Source organism: Thalassospira xiamenensis M-5 = DSM 17429 (assembly GCF_000300235.2).
In the GTDB taxonomy this organism is placed as follows: Bacteria; Pseudomonadota; Alphaproteobacteria; order Rhodospirillales; family Thalassospiraceae; genus Thalassospira; species Thalassospira xiamenensis.
Window position 1 is genome coordinate 3,671,729 of record NZ_CP004388.1, and the last position, 26,746, is coordinate 3,698,474.

A 26,746-nucleotide genomic window follows, 5' to 3' on the forward strand; every position below is an offset into this window, starting at 1 on the left:
CGTCTCGGCAAAGCCATCGGAACCACTCAGATGAGTTTTCTTGATTACTTCATAAGCGCCCTGTTCCTTCAGGCCGGATATAACAGCGCCCTTGTCGCGGTTGGGGCCGGGTTGCTGGGCCTTGCCGGGGGTGGTGCCGGTGCGTTTATTTTCCTGCGCAAACGCGCCCTTGTTTCTGATGCGATCAGTCACGCCACCCTGCCCGGTGTCGGTATTGCGTTCATGTTGATGGTGGCCCTTGGCGGGGATGGCCGCTGGTTACCCGGCCTGATCATCGGATCGGCCATTTCATCGGGCATCGGGCTTTTGATGGTCGAATGGATTACCCGCCAGACCCGCCTGACCGAGGATGCGGCTATCGGGGCGGTTCTGTCGGTTTTCTTTGGGCTTGGCATCGTTTTGCTGACGATTATTCAAACCATGTCTTCGGGGCGTCAGGCCGGGCTTGAAAACTTCCTGCTGGGATCGACCGCTGGCATGCTGATCAGCGAGGCAACCACAATCGCCATTGCCGGCGCCCTTGCCACCGCCTTTGTCTTCATGCTGCGCCGTCCGATGACGCTGGTGGCATTTGATCCGGAATATGCCGCAACAACCGGCATCAATGTCCGCCATATTGATCTGGCAATGATGGGGCTGGCGCTGATTGTTACCGTGATCGGGCTTAAGATTGTTGGTCTGATCCTGATTGTCGCCCTTCTGATCATTCCGCCGGTTACCGCCCGGTTCTGGACCAATCAGGTCGGACCGATGATCGGTATTGCCGCCGCCATTGGCGGACTTGCCGGTTATATCGGGGCAGTGTTTTCGGCCGCCGCCGCGTCGCTCCCGACCGGGCCGATCATTGTTCTGGTGGCGTTTGGGTTCTTTGTCTTTTCCGCATTGTTTTCACCGCTTCGTGGCGGTCTGGCATCGGCCCTGCGTCATTGGCGTTTCCAGCGCCGCGTGCATCGCCGTCAGGGGCTTTTGGCACTGGCGCGACGCGAACCGATCTATGACGGATTTACCCTTCGCATCCTGCATCAGTCCGGCATGATACGGCCTGACGGGGTGGCAACCCTGCGCGGTAAAGCCGCATCACAAAAGGCCGCCCATGACGAAGCAAGATGGGCGATGGCGCGGCGCATCCTGCCCGATGATTCAGCGATTGAACGCTATGACGGTCTGACCCCGATCGAGGATATGATGACACAGGATCAGATCGACGAAATCGACCGCGTGATTGCCGAACAGACCGGAGCCCCCGCATGATCGACAATCTGATCACCGCCCTGGGGGCTGAATTTGTGCAACTCAGCCTGACACCAATCGTGATCGGTATTCTGGGTGCGGTTGCCTGCGCCCTGCCCGGGAATTTCCTTTTGCTGCGCCGCCAGGCCCTGATCGGAGATGCGATCAGTCATGTCGTACTACCCGGTATTGTCGTGGCATTTCTGGTAACCGGCACCATCACGGCCGTACCGATGATGATCGGTGCGGGCTGTGCCGCCATTGTTGCCGTCATCGTGATCGAGCTTGTCAAACGGCTTGGCCGGGTTGAGCCGGGGGCCGCGATGGGGCTTGTTTTTACAACCCTTTTTGCCGCCGGCGTGCTGCTGCTTGAAATCACAGACACCAGTTCGGTGCACATCGATGTGCAACATGCGTTGCTGGGCAATCTTGAAAGCCTGATCTGGTTTGATGCCGAAGGCTGGCAATCGTTGCTTGACCCGGCGGCTCTGGCAACACTTCCGCCTCAGTTACCGCGACTGGCGGTCGTTCTTTTGGGGATCGTGCTGTTCATCACGCTATTCTGGAAAGAATTGAAAATATCGACCTTTGATGCCGCCTTTGCCGAGGCGATTGGCATTCGAACCCGTGCGCTTGGATTTGCGCTGGTTGTCGCCACCGCAATTGCCGCAGTTGCCGCCTTTGATGCGGTCGGATCGATCATTGTGATTGCGATGTTTGTCTGCCCGCCTGCCGCAGCCCGCCTGATGACCAACCAGCTTGGCCGGCAGATCGGATGGAGCGTTGTGTTTGCCGTAATTTCGGCAGTTCTGGGTTATGTCTTTGCCGGATACGGGCTGGGCTGGTTCGGGTCGCCCTATGCGGTCAGCGCGGCGGGCATGATTGCCACGATTTCCGGTATTATCCTGTTGCTGGCCTGTCTGTTCGGACCGCAACGCAAACGCACCGGCCAGCGCGCCGAAGCGTAAAGGAGGCTTGCATGACAATGACAAAACGGACCGGATCAACACTTGATCTCAAACGGGCATCGCGCCGATTGGCAAAAATCCGCCGCGCGATTGCCGCCGCCCGCAAGCTGGGTGCCTGAAACCGGCACCAGTTTGATCTCGCCCTGAGCCTTCCAGAACGGCATACTGGGAGCATGGTGAAATCTGCATTCTATCGCTATCTGTCGGCTGCCTGTTTTAGCTGTCTGCTGTCGGGCATGGCGGGTGGCATAGCATTACCTGCAAAAGCACAGGAATTCAGAACCCTTGCAGACATCGAACGTGACCTGAACCGTTATGGAAAGGTTGCCCTGCACAGTTTCGCCGACCGTGTTTCCTTTCTATCGATCATTGATCGGACGCTTGGCCTTGATAACATAAAAGGTGCGGATCTGCTGTTTGCCAAACTGCCGCAGTCACCCTTTACCGTATCGGGACGCCGCGGCAACAATCAGGCAGTACCGTGCCAGATTTTCATTCCGGCAAAAATCGCACCGGGTAGCGGGACTGAAATTTTTGCCGACCTGATGCGCGGCTGGTTTGGCAATCAGCTTCACTATTCCAGCAGTGCCGATCTGACCTATGGCTGGTTGATGCGCCACGAAGTGCGCCATTGCGATCCGTCACATTTTGGCGATGGCGGCAACAAGGAACGTGATAACGAAATCGAAGCAGATCTTTTCGCGCTAAACGTTATCACCGATCCGGTTGTTCGTAAAAAGCTGGCGCAGGATGCGCTGGCATTTCGCATGATCACCGCGACCCTGCTTGCCAGCAGCAGCCATATGACCGGCCTGTCACTGAAACGTGCCTTGCATGACACACAATCAGGAAACGATCCGACGGCTGCCGACGAAATCGCAGCCCTTCTTGCGGCGCGACAACAAGTCTTCGATCACGCCAAAGCCATCACCACAGGTGCCCGTCCGACCAATCACGATATCATTCGCGCCGTGATCGAACTGGCAGGCACGCAACAAGGCAATCTGCTGGTTGCGGAAATTCTGGTAGACCTTGATCAGGCCATCGCCCATTTCGCCCCCGAACTGCACGACCGGAACAAATCAGTCCAATAGCACCTGAACAAAAATCAGGCCGTCTTGCGCCAGAAAGTCATCGCCAGACACTGATCACGGTCAAGGCCGACTTCCTTGCGCCATATCTGATGAATGGATTTATAGCTGGCCTGCTCGACCCCGGCCCAGCAATAGACACGCGCCCGATCCTTGGGCACTTCGATACGACTGACCGCCTCGCGGATCGGACTGGTATCGGTTGCGGGATGGGTATCACGACACACCCATTCAATCGCGATCCGGCTTTTGGTGGCCAGATCGATGATGTCAGCCGAACTTTGTATCTCGATCAATGCATGGCCGCTGGCATGTTCGGGCAGTTCTTCAAGATAACGGCCAATCGCCGGAAGGGCGGTTTCGTCACCTGCAAACAGGAACCAGTCGGCATCGGGCAGTTCCCCACCCAGCGGCCCGGTCATGCCGATCCGGTCCCCCGGTTGCGCATGAAGCGCAAAGGCAGACCCGGGGCCGTTATCGCCATGCATGACAAAGTCCACCTCGACCCAGCCTGCCTTGGCATCGATCCGGCGGATGGTGTAAACCCTTGGCGCAACCGCATTTTCACCTTCGGGCCAAACCACCATGCCATTGGGGGCCAAGGTCGGCCATTGTGGCTCGACAACATCACGTGGCGGGATCAGAAGGCGCATGTGAATGCCATCGCCGTCGTAAAATTGCAGATCATCCCCCGCCAGCCGCAATCGGCGCATATGCGATGACAGGTCCGTCACACCAATTACACGAAGTTCCCGGAAGTTCGGCAGCTTGCCGTTGCTTTCCCCCGCCCCCTTCCAGCGGCAGTCAAGATCGGCTTCGGGTACGATGCTTTGCAGGATGGCAATAAGTGCTGCCTTCATCTGCGCAACACCGGCCTCGCTTTTTGAGCCGACTTCGATATCAAGGTGCTTTTCACCGGGCCGCAAAATCAGGTGCCCGACCGAAAGTGAAATCTTCGCACCGTTGTCATCGTTCGTCACATCACAATCGTGTTCGGCATAATAGGCCGCAACCGCATTTGCGGCATCGGCACTTGCGCTCAGAACGATGCGGGTTTTGGCAATCAGCGGGCTGTCAGACTTTACAGGCATTAGATGACTTTCGGTGGCGGTTGGCGGCAAAGATTGACCGTGCATCATTGATAATAAAACTGATAGGCATTCTCAATAAAATTATTGTCATTGCAATCGCCGGGTCATGTTACATCATGGCCTGAACCGCACCGGCCCGATGCATGCCAGACACATGAGCGGCCGGAAGTCCATGATCCATAAAGACGAAACAATGCCATGACCGATAAAATCCGCCGCCTGAAGTCCTTTGAATTCGCCACTGCCGTTGATTGGGCCGCACAGGAAGGCTGGAATCCGGGTTTTTCGGACGCGGATGCGTTTTTCAATACCGACCCGCTGGGCTTCTGGGGGACGTTTGACAAACAGGGGCTGGCCGCCGTGATTTCAGCCGTGCATTACAATTCGGATTACGGATTTGTCGGCTTTTACATCTGCCGCCCTGATCGTCGCGGCGAAGGCCTTGGTTTGCGGCTTTGGGAAACCGTGCTGGGCGAGGCGGTTGCCAAAACAATCGGTCTTGATGGCGTTGTCGATCAGCAGGAAAACTATCGTAAATCCGGCTTTGAGTTGGCCCATCGCAACCTGCGCTTTGGCGGCGTGGTTACGGCACAAAACCCGCAAAACGACGACCTGTTCGAACTTCTGATCAATGATATCGCCATCATTGATGCCTTCGAACAGACCTGCAACCTGTTCCCCGAAAGCCGGATCGAGTTTCTGCGCGGCTGGATTTCTGCGGAAAAGCACATCGCACTGGCCCTTCGCGGCCCGATGGGATTGCGCGGCTATGGCGTGATCCGGCCGTGTCGCACAGGGCATAAGGTCGGGCCGCTTTTTGCCGACAATATCGACGATGCCCGCAGCCTTTTCCATGCCCTGCTTGCCACCCGCAAGGAACAGGATCAGCCGGTCTATCTGGATATTCCCGATGGAAATGAGGCTGCACGTGTGCTCGTTGAAGAACACGGCATGCAGGCGGAATTTGAAACCGCGCGCATGTATCGCGGCAAAGCCCCAGAACTGAATCTTGAAATGACGTTTGGCATTACATCGTTTGAATTAGGCTGACTATCCTTACCGGTGGGTTGAGCCCCCGACAAAAGTCGACTAACAAACGTATAGTATGTCCTAGACATTCGCGATAAGCATATAAGCGGATCGGGAAGGCACAGACATGGATTGTTCGCGCCGAGCGAACGAATTATGCCGGATTTTATCCGCTTGCTATGGAAAATCCGTCTGCAACCTCCCAATTTGATGGATTGAAACGGAAAATATAACCGCCAACACCATGACACGTATCAGGGGTACCGCGTTTTGATGTTTGCCAGAACAGAATGGCTGCCTGACAGCCTGGAAGAAAGATTGCCTTTTTCGATCCCGAACCAGCTTTTGCCGCATGAATTCATAACGCCGGAAAACGTATAAGCATCATGGATATTGCAACACTTATCGGGATCGTCGCCGGTATGGGGGTTATCTTTGGCGCCATCCTTATGGGCGGCAGCCTGAATGCCTTTGTCGATCTGCCATCGATCATGGTTGTTTTTGGCGGCACGGCGGCGGCAACGCTGATTAAATTCCCGATGCGTGATGTGATCAAGTCGCTGAAGATCGGGATCAGGATCGCCTTCAAGAATCCAAAGGAAGATCCGCTGTCGATCTATGAAAAGGCCATCGAACTTTCAACACTGGTGCGCAAGAACGGCCTTCTGGGGCTTGAGAATGTCGAGATTGAAAACGACATCATGGCACGCGGCATTCGCATGTGTGTCGACGGCCACAGTGGCGAAGTCATTCGAAGCTCGATCTCGAGCGAGGTCGAAAAATCGATCCAGAATGACGAGCTAGGCGAACTGATGTTCCGCGGGATTGGTGATACCGCCCCGGCCTTTGGCATGATCGGCACACTGGTCGGTCTGGTGCAGATGCTGGCCAACCTGTCGGACCCCGATGCCATCGGCCCGGCCATGGCGATTGCGATGCTGACCACTTTTTATGGTGCGGTTCTAGCCAACCTGATTGCGCTTCCGGTTGCCGACAAATTGGCCCTTAAGGTCGAACAGCTTAAAAGCACCAAGCAGCTGATTATCGAATCTGTGGTCCAGATTCAATCAAGCCAAAGCCCATTGGTGATGAAGGAAATTCTTGGTCCCTATTTGCCGGGCGGTATTCCCAAAGATACCGACAGCGAAGGCGGCGAATAAACCGCGCAACATTCATTGACGACAGATACATAAGGCAACAGGCGTAGAAGATGGCAAAGAAACCGGCAGCAGGAGCTCCCGCATGGATGGCGACATTCGCCGATCTCATGTCATTGCTGCTTGTGCTGTTTGTTCTGTTGCTCACCTTTGCCGAAATGGATGTCATCAAATACAAACAGATTGCCGGATCGGTCAAAACCGCGTTTGGCTTTAGCAAGCAGGACGAACTGGCCGGTGTTGTCGAACTTGATGGTTCGATCCTTGGCAAGGCGCTGAAACAGCCGACCCCTGACACCCCCCGCATTGTTTCCAATATCCCGCCCGTCGAAACGCCGGAGGTCGAGATAAAGGAAGGCGACAGCAAATCTGAAAAGGCCGAGGCCCTCGAAGAAACACTGGAAACCGTGCTTCATAAAATGGGCATGACAAACCAGATCGGCGTTGATCGAAAAGACGGCGACGTGGTTGTCCGTTTTCCAAACGAGATTGCCTTTCCATCCGGCTCGTCGGGGATGACAGCGGAATTTGCGGCCATCCTGAACCGGCTTGTACCGGTCATCAACCAGACCGAAGGTCAGGTCGTGGTTTCCGGCCACACCGATAACATTCCGGTATCGTCAAATTCGCCCTATATCTCGAACTGGGATTTATCGGCGGCGCGGGCCACATCGGTCATCCATTACATGATTGATCAGAATGGCACCGACCCGGCCCGCATGGTTGTGCAGGGCCACGGTGACAGCCGCCCGATTGCCGACAACAGCACCCCCGAAGGCCGGGCACAAAACCGACGCGTCGAAATCATGATCGAAATGGTCGATGACGCCGGAAACAATAGCGGCGCGACGACATCCGGACCGACCGGTGGCACAAACACGGAAACAGGCAGTGGTGGCATTCCATCACCCGAACAACGTCGAAGCTTTTCAGTACCGGGCAACCAGTAATCATCGGATGCAACCGGGTGACAAAACCCGATAAAGCAGGCAAGCTTGGTGGAATGACAACGCGGTCGCCAAAAAAACTATCCGTCCTGTATGCCGATTACAGTGATCGGAACATCAAGGCAGTGCAGACAGCACTTGAACCGCTGCATCTGGCGGCCTTTCATGCCAGTGACGACCGCGACGCCATCATCGAACTGACCCGTACGCACCGCCCGGATCTGATTCTGATCGGTCTTTATCTGGACGGTATTCGCGGTATTTCGACCATTCGCGACCTGCGTCAAAGCGCGTCGGATGCCGATCCATTCTGCAATCAGGTCCCGGTCTTGCTAGGCGCGCCAAAACTGGATCGTCGCGCCATGCGCGATGCGGTCGAAGCCGGGATTGAAGGCGTCTTTCGCCAGCCGGTCGACGCCGACCGTTTGCGCAAGATCGTTCAAACCGTGATTAAAAAGCCGCGCCGCTTCGTATTCGAAGGCAATTATTTCGGCCCGGCACGCGAAGGCGATAATGTCGCCGAACCATCGCGCAAAATACGCCAGCCCCGCAATGCCAGCGCCCTGATCGACCGCGAGACTGAAAAACCGGCCCGACGTCATGACGACATCAAATCGCCTGAACCTGCCGAGGAACCGGCATCGGACCAGAATGGCGAAAAGCCCGCAGCCAAACCGCGACCGTCGCGGTCCGTCACCCTGAAACCTGCGATGCACTCCAAAACATCATCACGCAACGCTGCCACGGTCACACAGACGTTGGACACCAAACGCCCCACCAGTGCCAAGATCGGCATTGAAACCTCTGATGCCAAACCGGGGAAAACGCAGCGCGATTATAACCTTGATGCGGCAGAATCCGTGCGCGCGGTGCTTTCCACCGTGCCGCAACCGGTTGAAACCGCCAAACTGACCGATGACAGGGCAGAAGACACAGACCCGGTCGAGACCAGCATTGATGAAAAGCTGGTTGAAATCGATCTGACCGAAGCCCTTAAGGGGCATCGGCTTTGGGTTGATACCGGCGGCAAGGAGGGGGCGATGATGTCGATCCGGCACGCCGATCTGCGCGATGCCGATCTTGAAGGCATCGACCTGACCCGATGTGCCTTGCCGCATGTGTCATTTCGCAATGCCAATTGCAAAAAGGCGGTGCTGCGTCGTTGCGATATGACGGCGGGCGATTTCATCGGCTGCAATCTGGATCATGCCGTGCTTGCCGCCACCCGTCTTTCCGGTGCCAGCTTTACCGATGCCATCTTGCGCAACACGGTGTTTCTCGGCTCTGATCTGGCAGGTGCGTCATTTCGCGCCATGACACTGCACAATTGCGATCTGAGCGGTGCCAATCTTGCCCAAACCGATTTCCGCGATGCCGATCTGTCCACGGCGAAGGGATTGTTCGCCGAACAGATCCAAGGCGCACGGATCAACGCCAATACCCGCCTGCCGCGTGACATGAAGCTCAAGGATTAAGGATCAGGCTTAAAGCCTAGCGCCGACCAAACATCTTTTCGATGTCGTGCAGTTTCAGTTCAACATAGGTCGGGCGGCCATGGTTGCACTGCCCTGAATGCGGGGTGGCTTCCATCTGGCGCAATAGTGCATTCATTTCATCAGCATTGAGCTTCCGCCCGGACCGCACCGACCCATGGCACGCCATGGTCGCACAGACATACATCAGCCGGTCCTTAAGGGCCATGCCCTGCCCCAGTTCGACGATCTCGTCGGCCAGATCGCGCACCAGCCCCGCAACATCAACCTTGCCCAGCATCGCGGGCACTTCGCGCACCACCAGCGCACCGGGGCCAAACGGCTCGATCACCAACCCCAATTCGGCAAATTCTTCGGCACGCTCAGCCACCCGTTCGGCAGATGCCTCGTCCAGTTCGACGACTTCGGGCAACAGCAATCCCTGCCGTTTAACGCCATTTTCCGCCAGATCGGCCTTCATGCGTTCATAGACAATACGTTCGTGGGCGGCATGCTGATCAACAATCACCAAGCCATCGCGGGTCTGGGCGATGATATAATTGGCATGCACCTGCCCGCGCGCAGCACCCAGCGGATGATCAACAAATTTGGCGACATCAGTGTCATCAATCCGTCCCGACGGGGCGGCACCGGCATACCCGCCACCATATCCCCCGGCCAGCGCACTGGCCGCAGCCGCGGCAAAACCACCATTATCACCGCCGGTCTCTCCACCGGCAAAATCACGCCCGCGATCAAACAGGCCACCAAACGAGGTTGCCGGTGCCTGTGCCGCGTAATCGCGCTGTATGGCTGCCGAACCTGGATGGCTGGGTTGATAGAACCCGAAATTATACCCGCCCGAGGCGGGGCGCCCGCCGCCATAGGGCAAAGAGGGTCCGTCACCTTCGCGCCGGGCTGCGCCCAGCGCCATATCGGCCACCGTGGTCGATGCCCGGTGCCCGGCCCCGGCCAAGGCGTGTTTGAGCGCGCCGACGATCAACCCACGAACCATGCCCGGATCACGGAACCGGACCTCGGTTTTGCCAGGATGGACGTTGACGTCAACATCACGGGGCGAAAGTTCAAAAAACAGCGCCAGCAACGGATGACGGTCGCGCGCCAGAAAATCCTGATAGGCCCCGCGCACAGCACCCTGCAACAGCCGGTCCTTGACCGGGCGGCCATTGACAAACATGAACTGCATCTGCGCATTGCCACGGTTCAATGTCGGCACCCCGGCATAGCCGGTCAGGCGAATGCCTTCGCGCTCCGCCTCGATCTGAAGCGCGTTATCCTGAAATTCACGGCCCATGACGGCCCCCAGCCGTTTCAGGCGGGCATCGAACAAATCACCTTCGCAGGCCGGGTAATTCAAAATCTGCTTGTTGCCGTCCCCCGACAGGGTAAAGCCAACATCGGGCCGGGCCATCGCCAGCCGATCCATGATTTCGCGCGCATACATCTGTTCCGTCCGCGCGGTTTTAAGAAACTTCAGGCGCGCGGGTGTCGCATAGAAAAGGTCGCGTACCTCAACCCGCGTACCAAACGGGTGGGCCGCCGGTTCCGGTACGCTTTTCGCCCCGCCTTCGACCGTCAACGTCCAGGCATTTTCCGCCCCGCGCACCCGGCTGGTCAGGCGCATCCGCGATACCGATCCGATGGATGGCAAGGCTTCGCCGCGAAACCCCATAAAACCGATATTGAACAGATCATCATCGGGCAGCTTGGACGTCGCGTGACGCTCAACCGCAAGGCCAAGTTCATCGGGCGTCATGCCCTTGCCATCGTCAGTCACCGACAACAGGGTCCGCCCGCCATCGCGCAAGGTTACGTCTACCCGCGTTGCCCCGGCATCCAGGGCATTTTCCACCAGTTCCTTCAACGCCGCGGCCGGGCGTTCAACCACCTCACCGGCGGCAATCTGGTTGATCAGGTTCTGGGGCAGGACGCGCAAGGTCATGAAGGGAAATGCTCGTTATACGGGGTGATATTATTGTGATTGAAACGAACCTATCAAAGCACAAAGCGCGGCGAAATGCCTTTCACCGCGCTTTGTACATTTTAAAGTCAGGATCGGCTTAAAACGCCAGATCGCCTTCGGGTTTACCCACCACCGTCACGGTAACATTGGCCGGATCAAGCAGTTCGCTGGCAACCCTATTGACGTCATCAAGGGTGACGGCCTCGACAAGGCTGTTGCGTTTATCAAGGAAGTCCATACCCAGATCCTGCATCTGCATACCGACCAGCATGCCCGACAGATTGCCAAGGCTGGTAAAGCGCAGCGGAAAGGCCCCGGTCAGATAGGATTTGGCGTTATCGAGTTCTTCCTGCGACACGCCTTTGTCCTTCATCTTCTGCCATTCATCGCCAATAATCGACAGGCTTTGGCCGATGGCATCGTTGCGCGTCGCAACCCCACCGGTGATCAGTTCCGCCTTGTCCATATCGGCCAGATAGCTGTAAACGCCGTAAGCAAGACCGCGCTTTTCACGCACTTCTTCGGTCAGGCGCGATGAAAAACCGCCCCCGCCAAGAATATAGTTCATGACATAGGCGGCATAGAAATCCGGGTCCTTGCGCGCAATGCCCTTCTGGCCCCAGACTGCCTGGCTTTGCGGAATGTCCTGCTGGATGACCTCGACCCCGCCAAATTTCGGCGTGACTTCAGGAATGGCCGGAAGGTCGCTTTTGTCCGGCAATCCTCCAAAGGCTTCGTCAAGCAATGGGCCGAGTTCCTCGGCCGTGATATCGCCCGCGACCCCGATCACCAGATTGTCACGCGCCATGGCATGACGGACAAATTCACGGAAATCATTGGCGTTCAGGCTGCTGACCGATGCCATCGTGCCCGATACCGGATTGGCATAGGGATGATCGCCAAAGATCGATTTGAAAAACGCCTTGCCGGCAATATCGCCCGGATCATTTTCCGCCCGGCGCAGGCCCGAAATCACCTGTGCACGGATGCGTTCAACCGCCTCGTCGTCAAAGCGCGGCTCGGTAAGCGCCAGACGCAGAAGGTCAATCGCCGTGTCACGTTCGCGCGTCAATGTCACCATCGATCCGGAAAAATCATCGCGACCGGCATCAAAGGAAATGCTGATCGACCGATCTTCCATTTCGGTGCGGAAGGTCTGGCTGTCCATTTCGCCAGCCCCCTCGTCGATCAGGCCCGACACCATATTGGCAAGGCCCCTCTTGCCTTCCGGGTCGGTCGCGGAACCGGCCCCCTTGAAGGCAAAATCAACCGTCAGAAGCGGGTTCAGGTGATCTTCGATCAGCCATGCGGTAATGCCGCCATCCGATGTGACTTCCTGTACTTCGACAGCCCTTGCGTGGCTGGCAAATGACGTCATCAACAGGGTGGCCGATGCCAGCCCCAGCAGGGTTTTGCGCATTTTCATCACCGGGATTGTCTTTGCAATATAGCTCATGATCAATGCACCTCCTGCTCGCCGGTGACCGGCGCGGTTGGCATGCCGTTCACCGGGCCGCCTTCGGGCGGCTGCAACCAGCCGGTTACTGAACGTTTATCGTCAAATACCGATTTGGCAGCTTCGTTGACCTGCTCGACCGTTACCGACTTGATCCGATCCGGCCAGCTTTCAACCTGATCGACGGTCAAACCAACCGCCAGCGCTTCGCCCAGGGTACGCGCAGCCGCCGAAAGGGAGTCACGGGCAAAAACCGCACTATCAAGAAGCTTCTGCTTGGCACGCGCCAGTTCTTCCTCGGTCACGCCATTTTCCGCAACCTTGGCAATTTCGGCATCAACCGCCTTTTCGAGATCGGCCAATTCGACACCGTCGCGCGGGACGGCATACAGGCCAAAGCTTGCCAGATCAACCGCAACCGGGTCATAGAAAGTCCCGGCACTGGTCGCAATCGACTGATCGACAACAAGCGAGCGGAAGAAACGGCTGGTCGTGCCCGATCCAAGGATTTCGCTCAGGACCTCAAGCGGGGCGGCCTGATCGGCATTTTCGCTGTTGTAGGACGGTGCAAGGCAATAGCGCGACATGGATGCCTGCCCGACGCGCGGATCGGTCAGCGTTACCTTGCGCGGGGCATGCTGGGTCGGTTCCTTGACACGGTGGCGGGTGGCAACGTCGCCCGCCGGAATGACACCATAATATTTTTCGGCCAGCGGTTTAAGCTGATCCATGGCGATGTCCCCGGCCACGACCAGAATGGCGTTATTGGGCGCATACCATTTGCGATAAAACGCCAGCGCGTCATCGGTCGACAGGGTTTCCATCTCATTGAGCCAGCCGATGATCGACCGGCCATAGGGATGGGCCATATAAAGGGCAGCCCGCATCTGTTCACCCAGAAGCGCACCGGGGTTGTTATCAATCCGTGATCTGCGTTCTTCGATGATCACGTCGCGTTCGGGTAAAACCACATCATCGGAAAGCTGAAGATTCTGCATCCGGTCGGCTTCCATCTGCATGACCATTTCAAGCCGGTCGCGCGCGATATTCTGGAAATAGCCGGTATAGTCCCATGCGGTGAATGCATTGTCATTGCCGCCATTGCGCGCAACGATCTTGGAAAAATCACCCGGGGCAATGTCCTTCGTACCTTTGAACATCAGATGTTCAAGGAAATGGGCAATCCCTGATACACCCTCAGTCTCGTCGGCGGATCCGACCTTGTACCAGACCATATGGGTTACGACCGGGGCGCGGTGATTTTCCACCAGCACAACCTGCATGCCGTTATCAAGGGTCATGGTTTGCGGGCTGAAAACCGCCGCCCCGGCCAAATGGGGGCTTAGGATCATAAGAACAGCGGCAAGCAGGCCAATTGGCCCGCGCGCAAATATCGAAATCGGGGATCGGGTCGGAAATGTCATTACGTCATCCCAATGCTATAAGCAGGATCGCCAGGAAGCAGGCAGGGTGCCTGATCTATACGGCAACGGACAAGTTTTGATTAAGAACTGAATATGACAGAACAAGGGCGCGGAAAGACCGCGCCCTGCCATAATTCGAATTTTGTTCTATTTCCGGGACAACTCACCGGAAAGTGACCGCAACACCCTAGAAGATATCTTCCAGCCAGCCTTTCTGACGGCGTTCGATGACCGGTGTTTCACCTTCGGAAACCGACTCACCCAATGCCTGCTGATCGCGGATGCGCTTGGCTTCGGCTTCGGCGTCGACCTGGGTACCAAATTGCGGCTTTTCCTGCCAGAAGATCAGCTTGTCGACGACGCTGTCGCTTTCTTCGATAAAGATCGATGTTTCACGATCAACCGTGGTGCGGATTGCCGGATCGGCATATTGCGCACCCGACTGCGACAGCAGGGCAACCTGCCCCTGACTGCGATTGCCATCGGTGATATCACGCTTGACCGCGTCCGGGTCTTCACCGGTCAGGATACGACGCGCCTGATCGGTGGTCGTGCCGGTCTGCGGGCGCGGTGCGCCCGGTTCCGGAACACGCAGCGTGAAATCAGGCGGCAGGCTCAGCGGTGCACGGGAAACAACCTGAAACTCGTCCGGAGCCGTTTTGTTCAGACCAAACGTTTCACGCGTTGATTCACAACCGGACACGGCAAATGCCAAACCGCCCAGCAGCGCAACTTTGAAAATCGATGTCGATAGTTTCCGGGCCATTGATGCCTCTTTACCACTCAGTCTCCGGCACGCAAATGCCGGATCAAAAATTACCTGGATGATTTTTTACCGCCAAACAGGGAATCGATCAACAAAAGGACTGCACCAATCGTAATTGCGCTGTCCGCAATGTTGAAAACCGGCCAATGATAGCCTGCAACATGCATATCGATAAAGTCGGTTACCGCCCCGTGACGCAACCGGTCAACAAGGTTGCCAACCGCCCCGCCAACCACAAGCGCCAGCGCAATGCCCAACAACCGGTCGCGCGTCCGCCACATCCAGATCAGGAAGCCGACGGTAATTGCCGCCGTCGCCAAAATCATGACCCACGGCGCCTGCCCCTGGAACAGGCCGAATGAAACGCCACTGTTCCATGCCAGCAGGAAATTCATGAACGGCGTGACTTCGATCACGCGATGCGGGTTTGACAATCCGTCAATCGCCAGCTGCTTGGTCCACTGATCGACGGCAAAGACAACCGCAATAATGACCAGCCCAAAGACAAAGGCACGATGTTTCATCAACACTCTTTCTGTCTTGCCTGAACACGGTCTTCCGAATGGACAGACCAGAACCGGAAACGGGCCGCCTTATTGGGCGGCCTCGATCCCCATTTCATCAACGGCATCAGCACAGCGCAGGCACACGGTTTTGTGCACCGGGTGGCTGCCGACTTCGGGCAATGTCTGCCAGCAACGCTCGCATTTCTCGCCCTCGGCCAATGCCGGAACCACACCAACGCCTGCGACTTCCTCGAGGGTATAGGCCCCTTCGGGCGCACCGCCGGTGATCAGTTCGACATCAGATGTGATGGCGATTTCGGCAAGATTAAGGCCGTTAAGCGCTTCGACATATTCCGTCGTCGCATAGACCTTTGGCGCGGCATCAAGGCTGGCGCCAATGCGTTTTTCCGCACGTTCAAGTTCCAGCGCACCAGTCACGACACGGCGCAGTTTGCGGATTTTTTCCCACTTGGCAGCCAGTGCCTCGTTCTTCCAGCCATCCGAAACCGTGTTGAAGGTTTCCGAATGAACCGAACTGTCGGCACCATAGCGCGCGCGCCATGCCTCGTCGGCGGTAAAGCACAGAACCGGTGCCAGCCAGCGCACCAGACTGTCAAACACGCGGTCCATAACGGTACGCGCCGCACGGCGTTTGGCACTGCTTGGCGCGTCGCAATAAAGCGCGTCCTTGCGGATATCGAGGTAAAACGCCGACATATCAAGCGCACAGAAGTTATGCAGTTCGATAAACAGCGTATGGAAATCGAAATCCGCCGTCGTCTTGCGCACCAGATCGTCCAGCTTGCTCAGACGATGCAGGACCCAGCGTTCCAGTTCCGGCAATTCGTTATCCGCGACCTTTTCCGCCTCGGTAAAGCCGTCAAGATTGCCCAGCAGGAAACGCAGCGTATTACGCAGGCGGCGATAGATGTCCGAATGACGTTCGATGATCTCGTGGCTGATGCGCAGGTCATCGTGATAGTCGGAACTGACCACCCAAAGACGCAGGATATCCGCACCAAGCTTGTTGATGATGTCCTGGGGCGCGATGACGTTGCCAAGCGACTTGGACATCTTGCGGCCTTCGCCGTCCAGAACGAAACCGTGCGTCAGAACCGCGTCATACGGCGCACGACCGCGGGTACCGCACGATTCGAGCAAAGAGCTATGGAACCAGCCGCGATGCTGATCCGATCCTTCAAGATAAAGATCAGCCGGCCATTTCAGGTCCTGACGTTCTTCCAGCACGAAGGCATGGGTCGAACCGGAATCAAACCAGACGTCAAGAACGTCGGTGACCTGTTCGAAATCCTTGGCATCATATTTGTCGCCCAGGAAATATTGCGCATCGCGGGTGAACCATGCATCGGCACCTTCTTCGCAGAAGGCGTCGTAAACACGGTTCAGCACGTCCTGATCGCGCAGCGGTTCACGGGTGTTTTTATTGATGAACACCGTGATCGGCACACCCCAGGCACGCTGGCGCGAAACGCACCAGTCCGGGCGGTTGGCAATCATCGAATGCAGACGGTTACGCCCGCCTTCCGGCACAAAGCGGGTTTCATCAATTGCTTTAAGTGCCTTCTCGCGCAGGTCATTATCCTTCATGGAAATGAACCATTGCGGTGTGGTGCGATAGATAATCGGGGCCTTGGATCGCCAGGAGCACGGATAGGAGTGCTTCAGACGCCCGCGCGACAGCAACGCGCCAACCTCGACCAGCTTGGCAATGACCGCTTCGTTGGCATCGGCTTCCTTGCCGTTTTCATCATAGATGCGTTTGCCGGCAAACAGCGGCACGGTCGGGTAATAAGCCCCTTCACCATCCACCATTTCCGGGATTTCAAGACCGTATTTCAGACCGGTTTGGTAATCGTCCGGGCCGTGCGTCGGCGCAGTATGGACAAAGCCGGTACCGGTATCGGTCGTGACATAATCCGCCGCCAGAAGCGGCACGTCAAATTCATAACCCTGCCCACGGAACGGATGGGCAGCAATGGTGCCTTCAAGGTCGGCCCCCTTGAAGCTACCAACGACCTTGTGCCCGGTGATGCGACCGTTTTTGCAAACGTCTTCGACCAGATCGGCACAGATCGCCATTTTCTCGCCGACCTTGGCCCAGGCGTCTTCGGCGGTTTCGGTCACTTCAATCACGACATAGTCGATCTCCGCCCCGTACGAAATCGCGCGGTTGCCCGGAATGGTCCAGGGGGTCGTCGTCCAGATCAGGATCGTCGCATCGGAAAGGGCTTCGACCTTGGATGAAACAACCGGGAACCGGACATGGATCGTTTTGCTGGTGTGGTCGTGATATTCGACCTCGGCCTCGGCCAGGGCGGTTTTTTCAACCACCGACCACATGACCGGCTTCGAGCCCATATAGAGCGAGCCGTTCATAAGGAACTTGCCAAGCTCGCGGGCAATCGATGCCTCGGCCTTGTAATCCATGGTGACATAGGGATTGTCCCAGTCGCCCATCACGCCAAGCCGCTTGAATTCCTCGCGCTGGATATCAAGCCATTTCTGGGCGAACTCGCGGCATTCCTTGCGGAATTCGGCAATCGGCACGTCGTCCTTGTTCTTGCCTTTGGCACGGTATTGTTCTTCGATCTTCCATTCGATCGGAAGCCCGTGGCAATCCCAGCCCGGAACATAAACCGCGTTCTTGCCCAGCATCTGCTGCGAACGGGTGATCACGTCTTTCAGGATTTTGTTGAGTGCATGACCAATATGCAGATGGCCATTGGCATAGGGCGGGCCATCATGCAGGACAAACATTTCACGATCCGCCGAAATACCGCGAATTTTGCCATAGAGGTCCTCTTTCGCCCACTGTTCCAGCAGGGTCGGCTCCATCTTTGGCAAACCCGCCCGCATCGGAAAATCGGTCTTGGGCAGGATAACGGTCTTTTTGTATTCGACACTCATCGTGACGGTCCTGTCGTCTTTAAACAAATTACAAGGGCGAACCCCCGGTGATACTGGCTGCCCCCGTAAAGGCGCGCGGATCATAACGGGTTCGTCGACAAATTCAAATCTTGCCGAGAATCTCTTTGGCGGCAATCACATCCGCGGCGATCTGGGCTTTCAGTGCATCAAGCCCGTCGAACTTCTGTTCGCCCCGGATAAAGCCGTGCAAACGCACGCGAACGCGACGGCCATAGATGTCCTGATCGAAATCGAACAGGTGGGCTTCAAGCCCGGCATCCGCATCCCCGCCAAAGCTGGGGCGAACACCAATATTTGCGACTCCGTCGATCCAGCGTTCAACGGTTTCGTCATTTGCGTCCGATATCAGGCCAAGCTGAACGGCATAAACACCAAATTTCGGACGCAGATGATTGCCAAGTGCAACATTGGCGGTCGGGAAACCAATCGTCCGGCCGCGCTGATCGCCCTTGATCACCACACCGGCTACTTCCCACGGGCGCCCCAGCAAATGGGTCGCATCCTGCGGGCGGCCATCGCGCAGCGCCTGTCGGATCGCGGTCGAGGAATAGATGATCCCGTTATCATGCGTCACCGCCTCAATCGCCATCACGCCAAAACCCGATTTTTCGCCAATTTCGCGCAGCAGATCGACATTGCCTGCCCGGCCCTTGCCAAAGCAGAAATCCCAGCCAACGACAACATGGCGCACACCAAGCCCGTTCACCAGAATGCGCTCGATGAATTCTTCGGCGCTCATGGCAGCAAAATCGCGGTCAAAGCGGGCTTCGAAAAACAGCTCAATATCCAGATCAGACGCCGCCGTAATCCTGTCATCAGCCGATGTCAGGCGGAATTCCGGTTCGCCCGCCCGGAACAGCATCCGGGGATGGGGCTCAAACGTAAGGATCCCCAGCGGCGCATCCAGATCGCGGGCGATTTCGCGCGCATGATCAAGCAATGTCTGATGGCCTAGGTGAAGGCCGTCAAAATTACCAATCGCAACGACCGCACCGCGTGCGTCATCTGTCAGATTGTCAAAAGATCGAAAAACGCGCATCCGCGCCGGTCTCTCTTTTTTGCTCGTCATCATGCCGGCAGATCGCATATCCGCACGGTCCAGCGGGCAGCTATAAAGCGCGCAAGCCCGAAGCGTAAAGACTTTTCCGACAAAAGATGCTTATTGGCGTGACGGCACCATCACCATCGCCTCGCCCGCAATCACGCATTTATCACCGACATAACAATTGGTTTCCAGAACCACACGGCGCTTGGGCGCGATGATTTCGCGCACCGTGACCTTTGCGGTAACGGTATCGCCAATGCGGACCGGTGCCTTGAACTGCAAATTCTGCGACAGGTAAATCGTGCCCGGCCCCGGAAGACGCGTGCCCAGAACGGTTGAAATGAAACCGGCCGACAGCATGCCGTGCGCAATGCGGCCTTCAAACATCGTGGTTTCGGCAAATTCCTGATTAAGATGAACCGGATTTGTATCGCCGGACAATCCGGCAAACATCACGATATCGGTTTCCGTCACGGTTTTGGCGTAACTTCCGACCATGCCGATCTCGATATCTTCAAGATAAAGCCCTTCCAGTCCGTTCATCTCTCTCATTTCCTGACTTTCCTTGCCTGTTTCTGATCGCCGCGCCTGACTTGTGATTTATTTTTGCGCCGCAGCATTCGCAATATTATTTCGTGTTTTCTTTTTTCGGCAATGGATAATTGGTTGAACAGGGTAATTTAACCGGCTTGCCATATCGGCTATGCCTGCCCAAATGGGAACTTCCGTCACGCCCCGTCACGGTGCAAACTGCCTCTCAGAACAACAAATTGCGGAAAACGTCCATGAATGCGACCACTGCTGACATCTATGAAATCGCCATGGGCCGATGGAGCCGCCGCCTGTCGCGCAGCTTCCTTGATTTCGTTGCCGCCCCATCCTGCGGTGCGCTGATTGATGTCGGTTGCGGTACCGGGAGCCTCACACTTGCCGCCGCCACGCGCTATCCCAAGGCCCGGATTGTCGGGGTGGACCTGATCCCCGACTACCTGTCCGAAGCCCTTCTCAGTGCTGCCGAAAATGTCAGCTTTGAAACCGGCGACGCCAGCAACCTGCCCTTTGCCGATGACAGTTTCGACACCGCCTTTTCGCAATTGCTGTTAAACGATCTGGATGGTCCGGCGGGTGCTGTTTCGGAAATGGTCCGGGTCACGAAACCGGGCGGGCGGATTGCGGCAAGTGTCTGGGACCGTGCCGGGGGATTATCCTTTATCCGGCTGTTTCTGGATGCTGCCGCGGTTGTCGCCTATCCATCAGGCGATGAATTGCGCAGCAGGATTTTTGATATCCCCTATCAAAGCGAAGACGCGCTTTTTGATCTTTGGTCCGATGCGGGTTTGGGCGATGTTGATACCGCGACCCTGTCGATCCGCATGGATTTTCTCGATTTCGAAGATTACTGGCAGTCGCTTCTGGGGGCACACAGCCTGATCCGCGATTTCTTTAACGATCTTGATCCGGAACTGGCCCACCAACTGCGCACCGCCACCGAAAGGTCCTATCTGGGGGGCAAGGATGATGGCCGCCGGTCGCTGGTGGCATCCGCCATGGTCGTACGCGGGATCGTCGGGGAATAAGCGGCGATCCCATCAAGAACGGCGAAATGGCATCCACAACACCGCCCAAAGGCTTTGGCTGCGTTTGTCGCGAAAATCTTCAAGTCCGATCTGCATGTCATGATCATTGGTTTGCGTGTGATCGACATAGCTGGCAAACAGCCGGTCCCACACCGACAGGATATTTCCGTAATTGCTGTTGGTTTCACGCATCAGGCTGGAATGATGGACCCGGTGCATATCGGGCGTCACAATCAATCGGCGCAATACCCGGTCAAACCCGCCCGGCAAATGAACATTACCATGATTAAACAGCGCAAAACCGCTTAGCATGCTTTCATAAATCACCACCGCCCACGGATCGGCCCCCAGCACGATCACAAAGGTCGATTTGTAAATTGCTGACGCGACGATTTCGAACGGATGAAACCGAACGGCGGTCGAGACATCAAATTCGATATCGCAATGATGCACCCGATGAAACCGCCAGAAAACCGGTATGATATGGGTCAGGCGATGCTGCCAGTAAACCGCACAATCCAGAACGACAATCGCGATCAAACCGCCAAGCCACTCCGGAAGCCCGATCAATGCTTTGGCCTGATTGATCACGCCCCAGCCATGCTGACCTGCCAGAATGGCGGCCGCAATCATCGCCGCACCAACGGTAAACCGGCTAAGCGCGGCCCCCATCAGCAACAAACCGAAATTGGTCAGCCACCGCCCCGGATGGCGAAGCCCGCCCGCCGGACGATAGGGGGCAAATGCCTCCCACATTGTCATAACGACAAGGATGGCGGCAAAGATGCCCAATCTTAAAAACCCTGCCTGTTGATCCATCTTGTTCCTGCCAAACACCACGCACTGCAACGACGACTGTGTCTTTATGGTCATAGTCGATGATATTGAAACAATACAGTACCTTGCCCATCGCAAGTCCATCACCATTATGTTAGATGAAGGATGTGTGACGAAGCAGTCCTGCCAAAAACCGTTTCTGAACCGGTTGTCGCGGGGCACCGGCAGGAGGATTTGATGGGTCAGGCGACAGGACGTATTGCGGCAATGCTATTCGGGGTTCTGATCCTCGTGCCGTTCGCGACCATCGCCCGCGCTGATGGCCCGCCTTTTGACCTGCCGGTCGATTGCCTTTATGGCCAGTGCGATGTGGTTCATTATGTCGATCACGATCCCGGCCCTGAAATCCGTGATTTTGCCTGTGGCACCACCACCTATGAAGGCCATCGCGGAACCGATTTTTCCATTCCTGACGAAGCCACCATGATTGGCGGGGTCGAGGTCAATGCAGTTGCCGCCGGAACCGTGATCGCCACCCGCGACGGGGTTGAGGATATCGACGCCGGCCGTCTGGTCGGGGATGCGCTTAAGGGGATCGAATGCGGCAATGGCATTCTGATCAACCATGATGACGGCTGGCAAAGCCAGTATTGCCATCTGCGCCGCGGATCGCTGGCGGTGAAAAAAGGTGATACGGTCGAACGCGGTCAGACAATCGGACTGATCGGCATGTCCGGTCAGGCCACCTTCCCGCATCTTCATTTCAACCTGCGCAAGGATAACCAGCTGGTCGATCCGTTCAGCGGTACTCCGATGGGTGCCGTCACCCCGCAGGATTGCAATGCCAGTAACGCCGTTCTTTGGACCGAGGCCGCCAAGGAACAGATGTCCTATCGCGCCATAACGCTTTATGCGTCGGGATTTTCGTCGGCCAAACCCAATGCCACCGACATTAAACGCGGCTATGGCAAAAGCAGCGAACTCCCCGCCTCAAGCCCCGGCCTGTTTTTCTGGGCTTATCTGATTGGTGCCAGCAACGGCGATATCATCCGATTAAGCATGGATGGCCCGAACGGCATTGGCGGACACCGCGATTTCACCATAAATGTCGAAAACGATAACGGCCCGCGCGCCAAGTGGTTTTACGTCAATATCAACCGCCCCGGTGATCGCTGGCCCGCAGGGGCCTATCGCGGTGAAGTCACCTTTACCCGCCCCGGCCAACCACCCAGGGAAATCGGCATCACCGAGCTTGCCATTCGCTGACAACGCCGCCGATAACGCTGCGGATAACATGGACATTGCCGACGGGTATCGCAGCACAGCATGCCAATATCGCGGGAATCGGCAGCAACTGAGCCACGTGCCAATTCCGATTCTCGCGTTTTTCATGCGCCGCACCATCAACCTTTGGTTATTTGTGACCAAAACAGGTGCAGAAAAGCTGGCCTTTTCCATCAGGTTGAAAGTTTTTTGACGTTTTTATCAGGACAGCACTTGTATCGGGACCATATGCCTGCATATATTTCAGTCGTGCACCGTGTGGTGCATTAAAAGATACCTGTCATAAGACGGAGTAAAAATGATGAATAAGCGCAAAGCCGTTGCTATCGCCATTGCTCGTGAACAGCAGATCGCCCGTTCGATGGAAATCCTGTTTGCTGGCACCATTCTGGCCCTGATTGCATCGCTCCTGATCCTCTGATCTTTATCCAAGCGCTTTGTCATTTTACCGGTCGTTAGCCAATCGGGGATAACGACCCGAAAGCTCAAGAACATCTTCATGAACAACCGCCGCCTTTTCATCGTTGCCATTACGCGAATTACCAGCCCGGTGGTCTGAGGACCCCGGGACGTGTCTTTTCGCCTACTGGATGCAATGAAAATGTGTGTGCATTGTCATGACCGATCATGCCTTTCTCGCGCCGCTTGAAAGCGCGCAGCCGACCAAATCCGTTTATTGTTTCGCCGTTCACGCCGCCGCAGAACCCGATGTTATGCCGCGTGTGCTTGAACTGTTTTCCAAACGCAATCTTGTCCCCGCAAGCTGGCATTCCACCGTCGCCGACAGCCATGCCGGTTTCAGCGAATTGCAGATCGATATCCAGATTCAGCAACTCGAAACCAAAGTTGCCGAACATATCGCGCGTTGCCTGCGTCAGATCGTGCATGTGAATACGGTTCTGACCTCAGAAAAGGGTTATTCCAACTCTGCCCTTGGCGCTTAGGCCTTGCACGCTTAGTCTGTCTGGGTCGCGGCACTGCAACATGATCGTGTTGCAGTGCGCCCCAACCGACGGAGCCCGTCTTGACCTATCTTGATCATATCAAAGCCTGCAACAACGCCAATCCATCGCGCTATGTGCCATTCCGCATTGATGGAATGTCTCTGGGTGCCTTGCGTCCGGACTTTGCCACCGCCCTGTCCGCACTTGGCCCGGACTTTGTCCGCGATGAAAATGGCGAATTTTGCTTTGCGCCACATATCGGAACCCTTGATGACCGCAACCGTTCGCTCGATACCGCCACCAAGGCGCTTTGCGATCAGGGCGTCATCCGTCGTCTGCATGGCGAACGGTTCGATATTCGCCCGACACTGGGTCACGATCCCCTGTGTCAGTTGGATCGGTCCGCCATGCCCTATTTCGGGTTCCGGTCCTGGGGGGTGCATATGAACGGCTATGTGCAAAAAGATGATGGCATCCATATGTGGATTGCCCACCGCGCCAAGGACAAACCGACCTATCCCGGCATGCTCGACAATATGGTTGCAGGCGGCCAGCCGACCGGACTTGGTTTTCTTGAAAACATGATCAAGGAATGTGCCGAAGAAGCCGCCATCCCCGAAAACCTCTCCAGAAATTTGAAACCGGTCGGTACCGTTTCCTATCTTTACGAAACCACCGAAGGGCTAAAGCCCGATGTCATGGTCAATTATGATCTGGAATTGCCCGCCGATTTCGTGCCGCGATGTGCGGACGGCGAAGTCGAACGGTTTGAATTGATGCCTTTGGCCGAGGTTGCCGAAATCGTACGCAGCAGTTTTGATTTCAAATTCAATTGCGCGCTGGTGATCATCGATTTCCTGATTCGCCACGGCTTCCTGACCGCCGACAATGAACCGGATTACAGCCAGCTGACCACCGGGCTGCATCGCAATATTTTCCGATAGGGATTTGTTGATTTGTCCCGCGCAAAAGCGCCCCAAACTTACTGTTTGGTCGGCGGACCGCCCATAAGCGCCCCAACCGCCATCAGGGTCAATTTGGCGCGCAATTCCGGATCAAGCTTGTCCAGATCTTCCTGCTTGTTGCGGATGGCAACCAATGCTTCGGAAATCAGTTTGGCGCGCGCATCGTCGGCTGCACTTGGCATCCGGCTTTTCTTTTTGCCGATCTTGGCATCGGCGGCTTCAAGAGCCTTAAGGATCGCGGCCTGCGGATTATCCGACTGTTCTGTCAGGGTCTCGGCCAAGGCCTGTGCGCGGGCCTCCTCAAAGGACATGCCACTTTCCTGATAGGCCATCGCGCGGTCTTCGATCCGGCGTGCCTGTTTGGCCTGGGCAGCACTGCGTGCTGCCAGCTCGGGATCAGTGAGTTGAAGGGACTGTGCATCGCTATAGGCCTTAAGGGCCTCCCGTCCGCGTTTTCCTACGAAAACGCGCAGCAGCGTCTCCTTTAGCATTCCCATCAATCGTTCCCGTTATGGTTTGGTTGCCCGCATCACAAGGCAACCATCATGCACCCAAAGGGTTTCAAAATCATTGCCTGCGGCCGGCAAGAAATATCGCAACGCCTTATATATGTTGCGCAACCCGGTCTTCTTCAATCTCAAGAATGTAACCAACCAGCGCCTCGCAATCATCCGTTCCCAGATGTTCAAGATCAAAGACGAAATCAACATTGTCACGCGCCGGGTCATCGGTTTTCCCGACAATGCCGAATTTGATATATTCCGCATCAAGGGCGGCCAGCGACGATATCACATCGGCCACCCCCACCCGGTCTTCGGCCGTCAGCGACAAACGGATCAGAACCAGAATATCGGCATCGCAATCAACCGCCTGACGGGCAATCGATTGTGCGTCGGAATTTTTCGGGGCGATATCAACGTCAAACCCGCCATCGGCAAACAGGGTCGCGACATGCTTGTGATGGGGTTCTTCCGCCGACGATGCCGTCGCCAGAAGCAGTCTGGGGTGGCGGCCTTCCATCTCGGCGAAACGGGCAAGATTGGTCGCAAGTTCAGGAGACGTCATAACACCTCACAGAAATAACCTGTCCAGGATGGACATTCTGCGAACCAGTATCCCAATGAAGCCTTGGAACTTCAAGCATTGCGGCAAGGTTTTCTGCATCAGACCTCACAACCGCAAAATGCGGTCAATGGTGGTTCAGCCGCCGATTACCGCCGATGGATCAACCCCGATGACATAGGGATGCGCCCAAAGGAGCACGACATACAGCAAAATTCCCAGCCCGATATCGCGCCAGCCAAGCGCGCCTTTGGCAAGCCCCGCGACGTCAAACCGTCGAGTCCCGTCAAGGATTGCCTTGTATTCGGCCACGTCCATGTGGCGGGCGCGGATTTTTTCCATCCGCCAGAACCCGGCAATGGCAAAAACCGTCGCCCCGCCGAAGAACATGAAAGCCACCAGATCACCATTGGGCACGATATGCCCAAGTCCCCACAACATCATGCCCAAAAGCAGCGGATGACGGGTCAAACGGTTGATCCCCGGGCGCGCCGGATCAAAGCCCTTTTTTCGTCCTATCGACAAAGGACAGGGTTGAATAATCGCCGCAGCCCACAAAATACAGGCAGGCAGCATGAAGGTCAGCGTCACATGGTTTTGCCAGATTTCGTAGGGCCACAGCGCGATGAAGTCCGCATGACGCACTTCATAAATGACCCACCCCAGCAGGAACAGCGACGTGACCGAAAACGTTATAATATATGCCGTGTGACCGATCCTTGCCGTGATCGCACCGCGCAGAAGACCGGGCACGATATGCCCCGCCATAAACACCGCGACTGAAACGAAAAACCATGTCAAATGACGATCTCCCCTTTACATTGACGCGCTGTCATGCAAATTGCGCATCTTTCCGCGTGCAGCAAACCGGTCGTCAAACTGGTCCCGATTGGTCCAAAATGGCTAAGACCCTTGCGCCGCGTGATATTAGCGGATACGTCTGTATCCCTGTTTGACTTCGGACAATAAGCACCTGCCTATGGATTTTCCACCGGGCAGACAAAGAAACACGGAATATACTC

General features: G+C 56.2%; 26 protein-coding genes. 13 read left to right on the forward strand and 13 right to left on the reverse strand.

Features of this window, described 5'->3' with window-relative positions:
* The first annotated feature begins 30 nt into the window (after positions 1 to 30).
* From TH3_RS17095 to TH3_RS17105, 3 genes are all read left to right on the forward strand, one after another.
* On the forward strand, positions 31 to 1,251 hold the full coding sequence (locus TH3_RS17095; RefSeq protein ID WP_007090146.1) for a metal ABC transporter permease: 1,221 nt from the start codon (positions 31 to 33) through the stop codon (positions 1,249 to 1,251).
* Positions 1,248 to 2,198 carry a metal ABC transporter permease gene (locus TH3_RS17100; RefSeq protein WP_007090147.1) on the forward strand — a complete coding sequence of 317 codons (951 nt, stop codon included), beginning with the start codon at positions 1,248 to 1,250 and terminating at the stop codon, positions 2,196 to 2,198. Before TH3_RS17095 ends, TH3_RS17100 begins: the two co-directional genes overlap by 4 nt.
* A 173-nt stretch (positions 2,199 to 2,371) precedes the next feature.
* Positions 2,372 to 3,292: a hypothetical protein gene (locus tag TH3_RS17105; RefSeq protein WP_007090148.1), complete on the forward strand. Its 921-nt coding sequence runs from the start codon at positions 2,372 to 2,374 to the stop codon at positions 3,290 to 3,292.
* A 14-nt stretch (positions 3,293 to 3,306) separates the two neighbouring features.
* Here the strand turns inward: TH3_RS17105 and TH3_RS17110 are convergent, their stop codons facing one another.
* Entirely contained in the window at positions 3,307 to 4,380 is a 1,074-nt protein-coding gene (locus TH3_RS17110; RefSeq protein WP_007090149.1) for a siderophore-interacting protein, read from the reverse strand.
* Positions 4,381 to 4,578: 198 nt separating this feature from the next.
* On the opposite strand from TH3_RS17110, the gene TH3_RS17115 reads away from it, so the two are divergent.
* From TH3_RS17115 to TH3_RS17130, 4 genes are all read left to right on the forward strand, one after another.
* The gene (locus tag TH3_RS17115; protein WP_007090150.1) at positions 4,579 to 5,430 is read left to right on the forward strand and encodes a GNAT family N-acetyltransferase; all 852 of its coding nucleotides are present in this window, start codon (positions 4,579 to 4,581) and stop codon (positions 5,428 to 5,430) included.
* Between the two features lie 365 nt (positions 5,431 to 5,795).
* Positions 5,796 to 6,569, forward strand: a complete 774-nt coding sequence (locus TH3_RS17120) for a motility protein A (protein WP_007090151.1) — start codon at positions 5,796 to 5,798, stop codon at positions 6,567 to 6,569.
* Between the two features lie 50 nt (positions 6,570 to 6,619).
* Complete coding sequence (locus tag TH3_RS17125; RefSeq protein ID WP_076519548.1) at positions 6,620 to 7,516, forward strand: OmpA family protein; 897 nt, start codon at positions 6,620 to 6,622, stop codon at positions 7,514 to 7,516.
* A gap of 17 nt (positions 7,517 to 7,533) precedes the next feature.
* Positions 7,534 to 8,988 carry a pentapeptide repeat-containing protein gene (locus TH3_RS17130; protein WP_007090153.1) on the forward strand — a complete coding sequence of 485 codons (1,455 nt, stop codon included), beginning with the start codon at positions 7,534 to 7,536 and terminating at the stop codon, positions 8,986 to 8,988.
* 16 nt (positions 8,989 to 9,004) lie between these two features.
* Here TH3_RS17130 and mutL read toward each other — a convergent pair whose 3' ends face one another.
* The 8 genes from mutL to TH3_RS17170 form a co-directional block, all read right to left on the reverse strand.
* Positions 9,005 to 10,948: a DNA mismatch repair endonuclease MutL gene (gene mutL, locus TH3_RS17135; RefSeq protein ID WP_007090154.1), complete on the reverse strand. Its 1,944-nt coding sequence runs from the start codon at positions 10,946 to 10,948 to the stop codon at positions 9,005 to 9,007.
* Between the two features lie 118 nt (positions 10,949 to 11,066).
* Complete coding sequence (locus tag TH3_RS17140) at positions 11,067 to 12,425, reverse strand: M16 family metallopeptidase (RefSeq protein ID WP_007090155.1); 1,359 nt, start codon at positions 12,423 to 12,425, stop codon at positions 11,067 to 11,069.
* Between the two features lie 2 nt (positions 12,426 to 12,427).
* Positions 12,428 to 13,849 (reverse strand): M16 family metallopeptidase, encoded by a 1,422-nt coding sequence (locus tag TH3_RS17145; RefSeq protein ID WP_007090156.1) that lies wholly within the window; start codon positions 13,847 to 13,849, stop codon positions 12,428 to 12,430.
* A gap of 187 nt (positions 13,850 to 14,036) precedes the next feature.
* Complete coding sequence (locus TH3_RS17150; protein ID WP_007090157.1) at positions 14,037 to 14,615, reverse strand: DUF3035 domain-containing protein; 579 nt, start codon at positions 14,613 to 14,615, stop codon at positions 14,037 to 14,039.
* 50 nt (positions 14,616 to 14,665) lie between these two features.
* Positions 14,666 to 15,139, reverse strand: coding sequence for a signal peptidase II (gene lspA, locus TH3_RS17155; RefSeq protein ID WP_007090158.1), 474 nt, complete (start codon positions 15,137 to 15,139; stop codon positions 14,666 to 14,668).
* Positions 15,140 to 15,208: 69 nt separating this feature from the next.
* Positions 15,209 to 18,049, reverse strand: a complete 2,841-nt coding sequence (gene ileS, locus TH3_RS17160; protein WP_007090159.1) for an isoleucine--tRNA ligase — start codon at positions 18,047 to 18,049, stop codon at positions 15,209 to 15,211.
* A gap of 103 nt (positions 18,050 to 18,152) precedes the next feature.
* Positions 18,153 to 19,109, reverse strand: coding sequence for a bifunctional riboflavin kinase/FAD synthetase (locus TH3_RS17165; RefSeq protein WP_040061183.1), 957 nt, complete (start codon positions 19,107 to 19,109; stop codon positions 18,153 to 18,155).
* A gap of 120 nt (positions 19,110 to 19,229) precedes the next feature.
* Positions 19,230 to 19,658 (reverse strand): MaoC family dehydratase, encoded by a 429-nt coding sequence (locus tag TH3_RS17170; protein ID WP_007090161.1) that lies wholly within the window; start codon positions 19,656 to 19,658, stop codon positions 19,230 to 19,232.
* Between the two features lie 242 nt (positions 19,659 to 19,900).
* On the opposite strand from TH3_RS17170, the gene TH3_RS17175 reads away from it, so the two are divergent.
* Positions 19,901 to 20,692: a class I SAM-dependent methyltransferase gene (locus tag TH3_RS17175; protein WP_007090162.1), complete on the forward strand. Its 792-nt coding sequence runs from the start codon at positions 19,901 to 19,903 to the stop codon at positions 20,690 to 20,692.
* Between the two features lie 12 nt (positions 20,693 to 20,704).
* Here TH3_RS17175 and TH3_RS17180 read toward each other — a convergent pair whose 3' ends face one another.
* Positions 20,705 to 21,511, reverse strand: coding sequence for a sterol desaturase family protein (locus TH3_RS17180; protein WP_007090163.1), 807 nt, complete (start codon positions 21,509 to 21,511; stop codon positions 20,705 to 20,707).
* Positions 21,512 to 21,706: 195 nt separating this feature from the next.
* Between TH3_RS17180 and TH3_RS17185 the strand changes: the two genes are divergently transcribed.
* The 5 genes from TH3_RS17185 to TH3_RS17200 all read left to right on the forward strand — a co-directional run bounded on the left by TH3_RS17185 (position 21,707) and on the right by TH3_RS17200 (position 24,641).
* Complete coding sequence (locus TH3_RS17185) at positions 21,707 to 22,735, forward strand: M23 family metallopeptidase (RefSeq protein ID WP_037987483.1); 1,029 nt, start codon at positions 21,707 to 21,709, stop codon at positions 22,733 to 22,735.
* Between the two features lie 28 nt (positions 22,736 to 22,763).
* Positions 22,764 to 22,946: a hypothetical protein gene (locus TH3_RS17190; protein ID WP_110252548.1), complete on the forward strand. Its 183-nt coding sequence runs from the start codon at positions 22,764 to 22,766 to the stop codon at positions 22,944 to 22,946.
* 105 nt (positions 22,947 to 23,051) lie between these two features.
* Complete coding sequence (locus tag TH3_RS23465) at positions 23,052 to 23,174, forward strand: hypothetical protein (RefSeq protein ID WP_255414996.1); 123 nt, start codon at positions 23,052 to 23,054, stop codon at positions 23,172 to 23,174.
* A gap of 196 nt (positions 23,175 to 23,370) precedes the next feature.
* Positions 23,371 to 23,697: a hypothetical protein gene (locus TH3_RS17195; protein WP_007090166.1), complete on the forward strand. Its 327-nt coding sequence runs from the start codon at positions 23,371 to 23,373 to the stop codon at positions 23,695 to 23,697.
* Between the two features lie 80 nt (positions 23,698 to 23,777).
* Positions 23,778 to 24,641 carry an NUDIX hydrolase gene (locus tag TH3_RS17200; protein WP_007090167.1) on the forward strand — a complete coding sequence of 288 codons (864 nt, stop codon included), beginning with the start codon at positions 23,778 to 23,780 and terminating at the stop codon, positions 24,639 to 24,641.
* A 38-nt stretch (positions 24,642 to 24,679) separates the two neighbouring features.
* On the opposite strand, the gene TH3_RS17205 is transcribed toward TH3_RS17200, so the two are convergent.
* The 3 genes from TH3_RS17205 to TH3_RS17215 form a co-directional block, all read right to left on the reverse strand.
* Positions 24,680 to 25,159, reverse strand: a complete 480-nt coding sequence (locus TH3_RS17205) for a hypothetical protein (protein ID WP_007090168.1) — start codon at positions 25,157 to 25,159, stop codon at positions 24,680 to 24,682.
* A 106-nt stretch (positions 25,160 to 25,265) separates the two neighbouring features.
* Positions 25,266 to 25,727 carry a hypothetical protein gene (locus tag TH3_RS17210; protein ID WP_007090169.1) on the reverse strand — a complete coding sequence of 154 codons (462 nt, stop codon included), beginning with the start codon at positions 25,725 to 25,727 and terminating at the stop codon, positions 25,266 to 25,268.
* A gap of 135 nt (positions 25,728 to 25,862) precedes the next feature.
* On the reverse strand, positions 25,863 to 26,525 hold the full coding sequence (locus TH3_RS17215) for an NnrU family protein (RefSeq protein WP_007090170.1): 663 nt from the start codon (positions 26,523 to 26,525) through the stop codon (positions 25,863 to 25,865).
* Positions 26,526 to 26,746 lie beyond the last annotated feature (221 nt).

Coding starts and splice junctions, on each gene's coding strand:
- TH3_RS17210 (WP_007090169.1), bottom strand. CDS start 25,727: ATGACGTCTCCTGAACTTGCGACCAATCTTGCCCGTTTCGCCGAGATG.
- TH3_RS17205 (WP_007090168.1), bottom strand. CDS start 25,159: ATGGGAATGCTAAAGGAGACGCTGCTGCGCGTTTTCGTAGGAAAACGC.
- TH3_RS17125 (WP_076519548.1), top strand. CDS start 6,620: ATGGCAAAGAAACCGGCAGCAGGAGCTCCCGCATGGATGGCGACATTC.
- TH3_RS17190 (WP_110252548.1), top strand. CDS start 22,764: ATGGACATTGCCGACGGGTATCGCAGCACAGCATGCCAATATCGCGGG.
- TH3_RS17100 (WP_007090147.1), top strand. CDS start 1,248: ATGATCGACAATCTGATCACCGCCCTGGGGGCTGAATTTGTGCAACTC.
- TH3_RS17195 (WP_007090166.1), top strand. CDS start 23,371: ATGACCGATCATGCCTTTCTCGCGCCGCTTGAAAGCGCGCAGCCGACC.
- ileS (WP_007090159.1), bottom strand. CDS start 18,049: ATGAGTGTCGAATACAAAAAGACCGTTATCCTGCCCAAGACCGATTTT.
- TH3_RS17115 (WP_007090150.1), top strand. CDS start 4,579: ATGACCGATAAAATCCGCCGCCTGAAGTCCTTTGAATTCGCCACTGCC.
- TH3_RS17175 (WP_007090162.1), top strand. CDS start 19,901: ATGAATGCGACCACTGCTGACATCTATGAAATCGCCATGGGCCGATGG.
- TH3_RS17110 (WP_007090149.1), bottom strand. CDS start 4,380: ATGCCTGTAAAGTCTGACAGCCCGCTGATTGCCAAAACCCGCATCGTT.
- mutL (WP_007090154.1), bottom strand. CDS start 10,948: ATGACCTTGCGCGTCCTGCCCCAGAACCTGATCAACCAGATTGCCGCC.
- TH3_RS17180 (WP_007090163.1), bottom strand. CDS start 21,511: ATGGATCAACAGGCAGGGTTTTTAAGATTGGGCATCTTTGCCGCCATC.
- TH3_RS23465 (WP_255414996.1), top strand. CDS start 23,052: ATGATGAATAAGCGCAAAGCCGTTGCTATCGCCATTGCTCGTGAACAG.
- TH3_RS17120 (WP_007090151.1), top strand. CDS start 5,796: ATGGATATTGCAACACTTATCGGGATCGTCGCCGGTATGGGGGTTATC.
- TH3_RS17150 (WP_007090157.1), bottom strand. CDS start 14,615: ATGGCCCGGAAACTATCGACATCGATTTTCAAAGTTGCGCTGCTGGGC.
- TH3_RS17095 (WP_007090146.1), top strand. CDS start 31: ATGAGTTTTCTTGATTACTTCATAAGCGCCCTGTTCCTTCAGGCCGGA.
- TH3_RS17145 (WP_007090156.1), bottom strand. CDS start 13,849: ATGACATTTCCGACCCGATCCCCGATTTCGATATTTGCGCGCGGGCCA.
- TH3_RS17170 (WP_007090161.1), bottom strand. CDS start 19,658: ATGAACGGACTGGAAGGGCTTTATCTTGAAGATATCGAGATCGGCATG.
- TH3_RS17140 (WP_007090155.1), bottom strand. CDS start 12,425: ATGAGCTATATTGCAAAGACAATCCCGGTGATGAAAATGCGCAAAACC.
- lspA (WP_007090158.1), bottom strand. CDS start 15,139: ATGAAACATCGTGCCTTTGTCTTTGGGCTGGTCATTATTGCGGTTGTC.
- TH3_RS17105 (WP_007090148.1), top strand. CDS start 2,372: ATGGTGAAATCTGCATTCTATCGCTATCTGTCGGCTGCCTGTTTTAGC.
- TH3_RS17185 (WP_037987483.1), top strand. CDS start 21,707: ATGGGTCAGGCGACAGGACGTATTGCGGCAATGCTATTCGGGGTTCTG.
- TH3_RS17165 (WP_040061183.1), bottom strand. CDS start 19,109: ATGCGCGTTTTTCGATCTTTTGACAATCTGACAGATGACGCACGCGGT.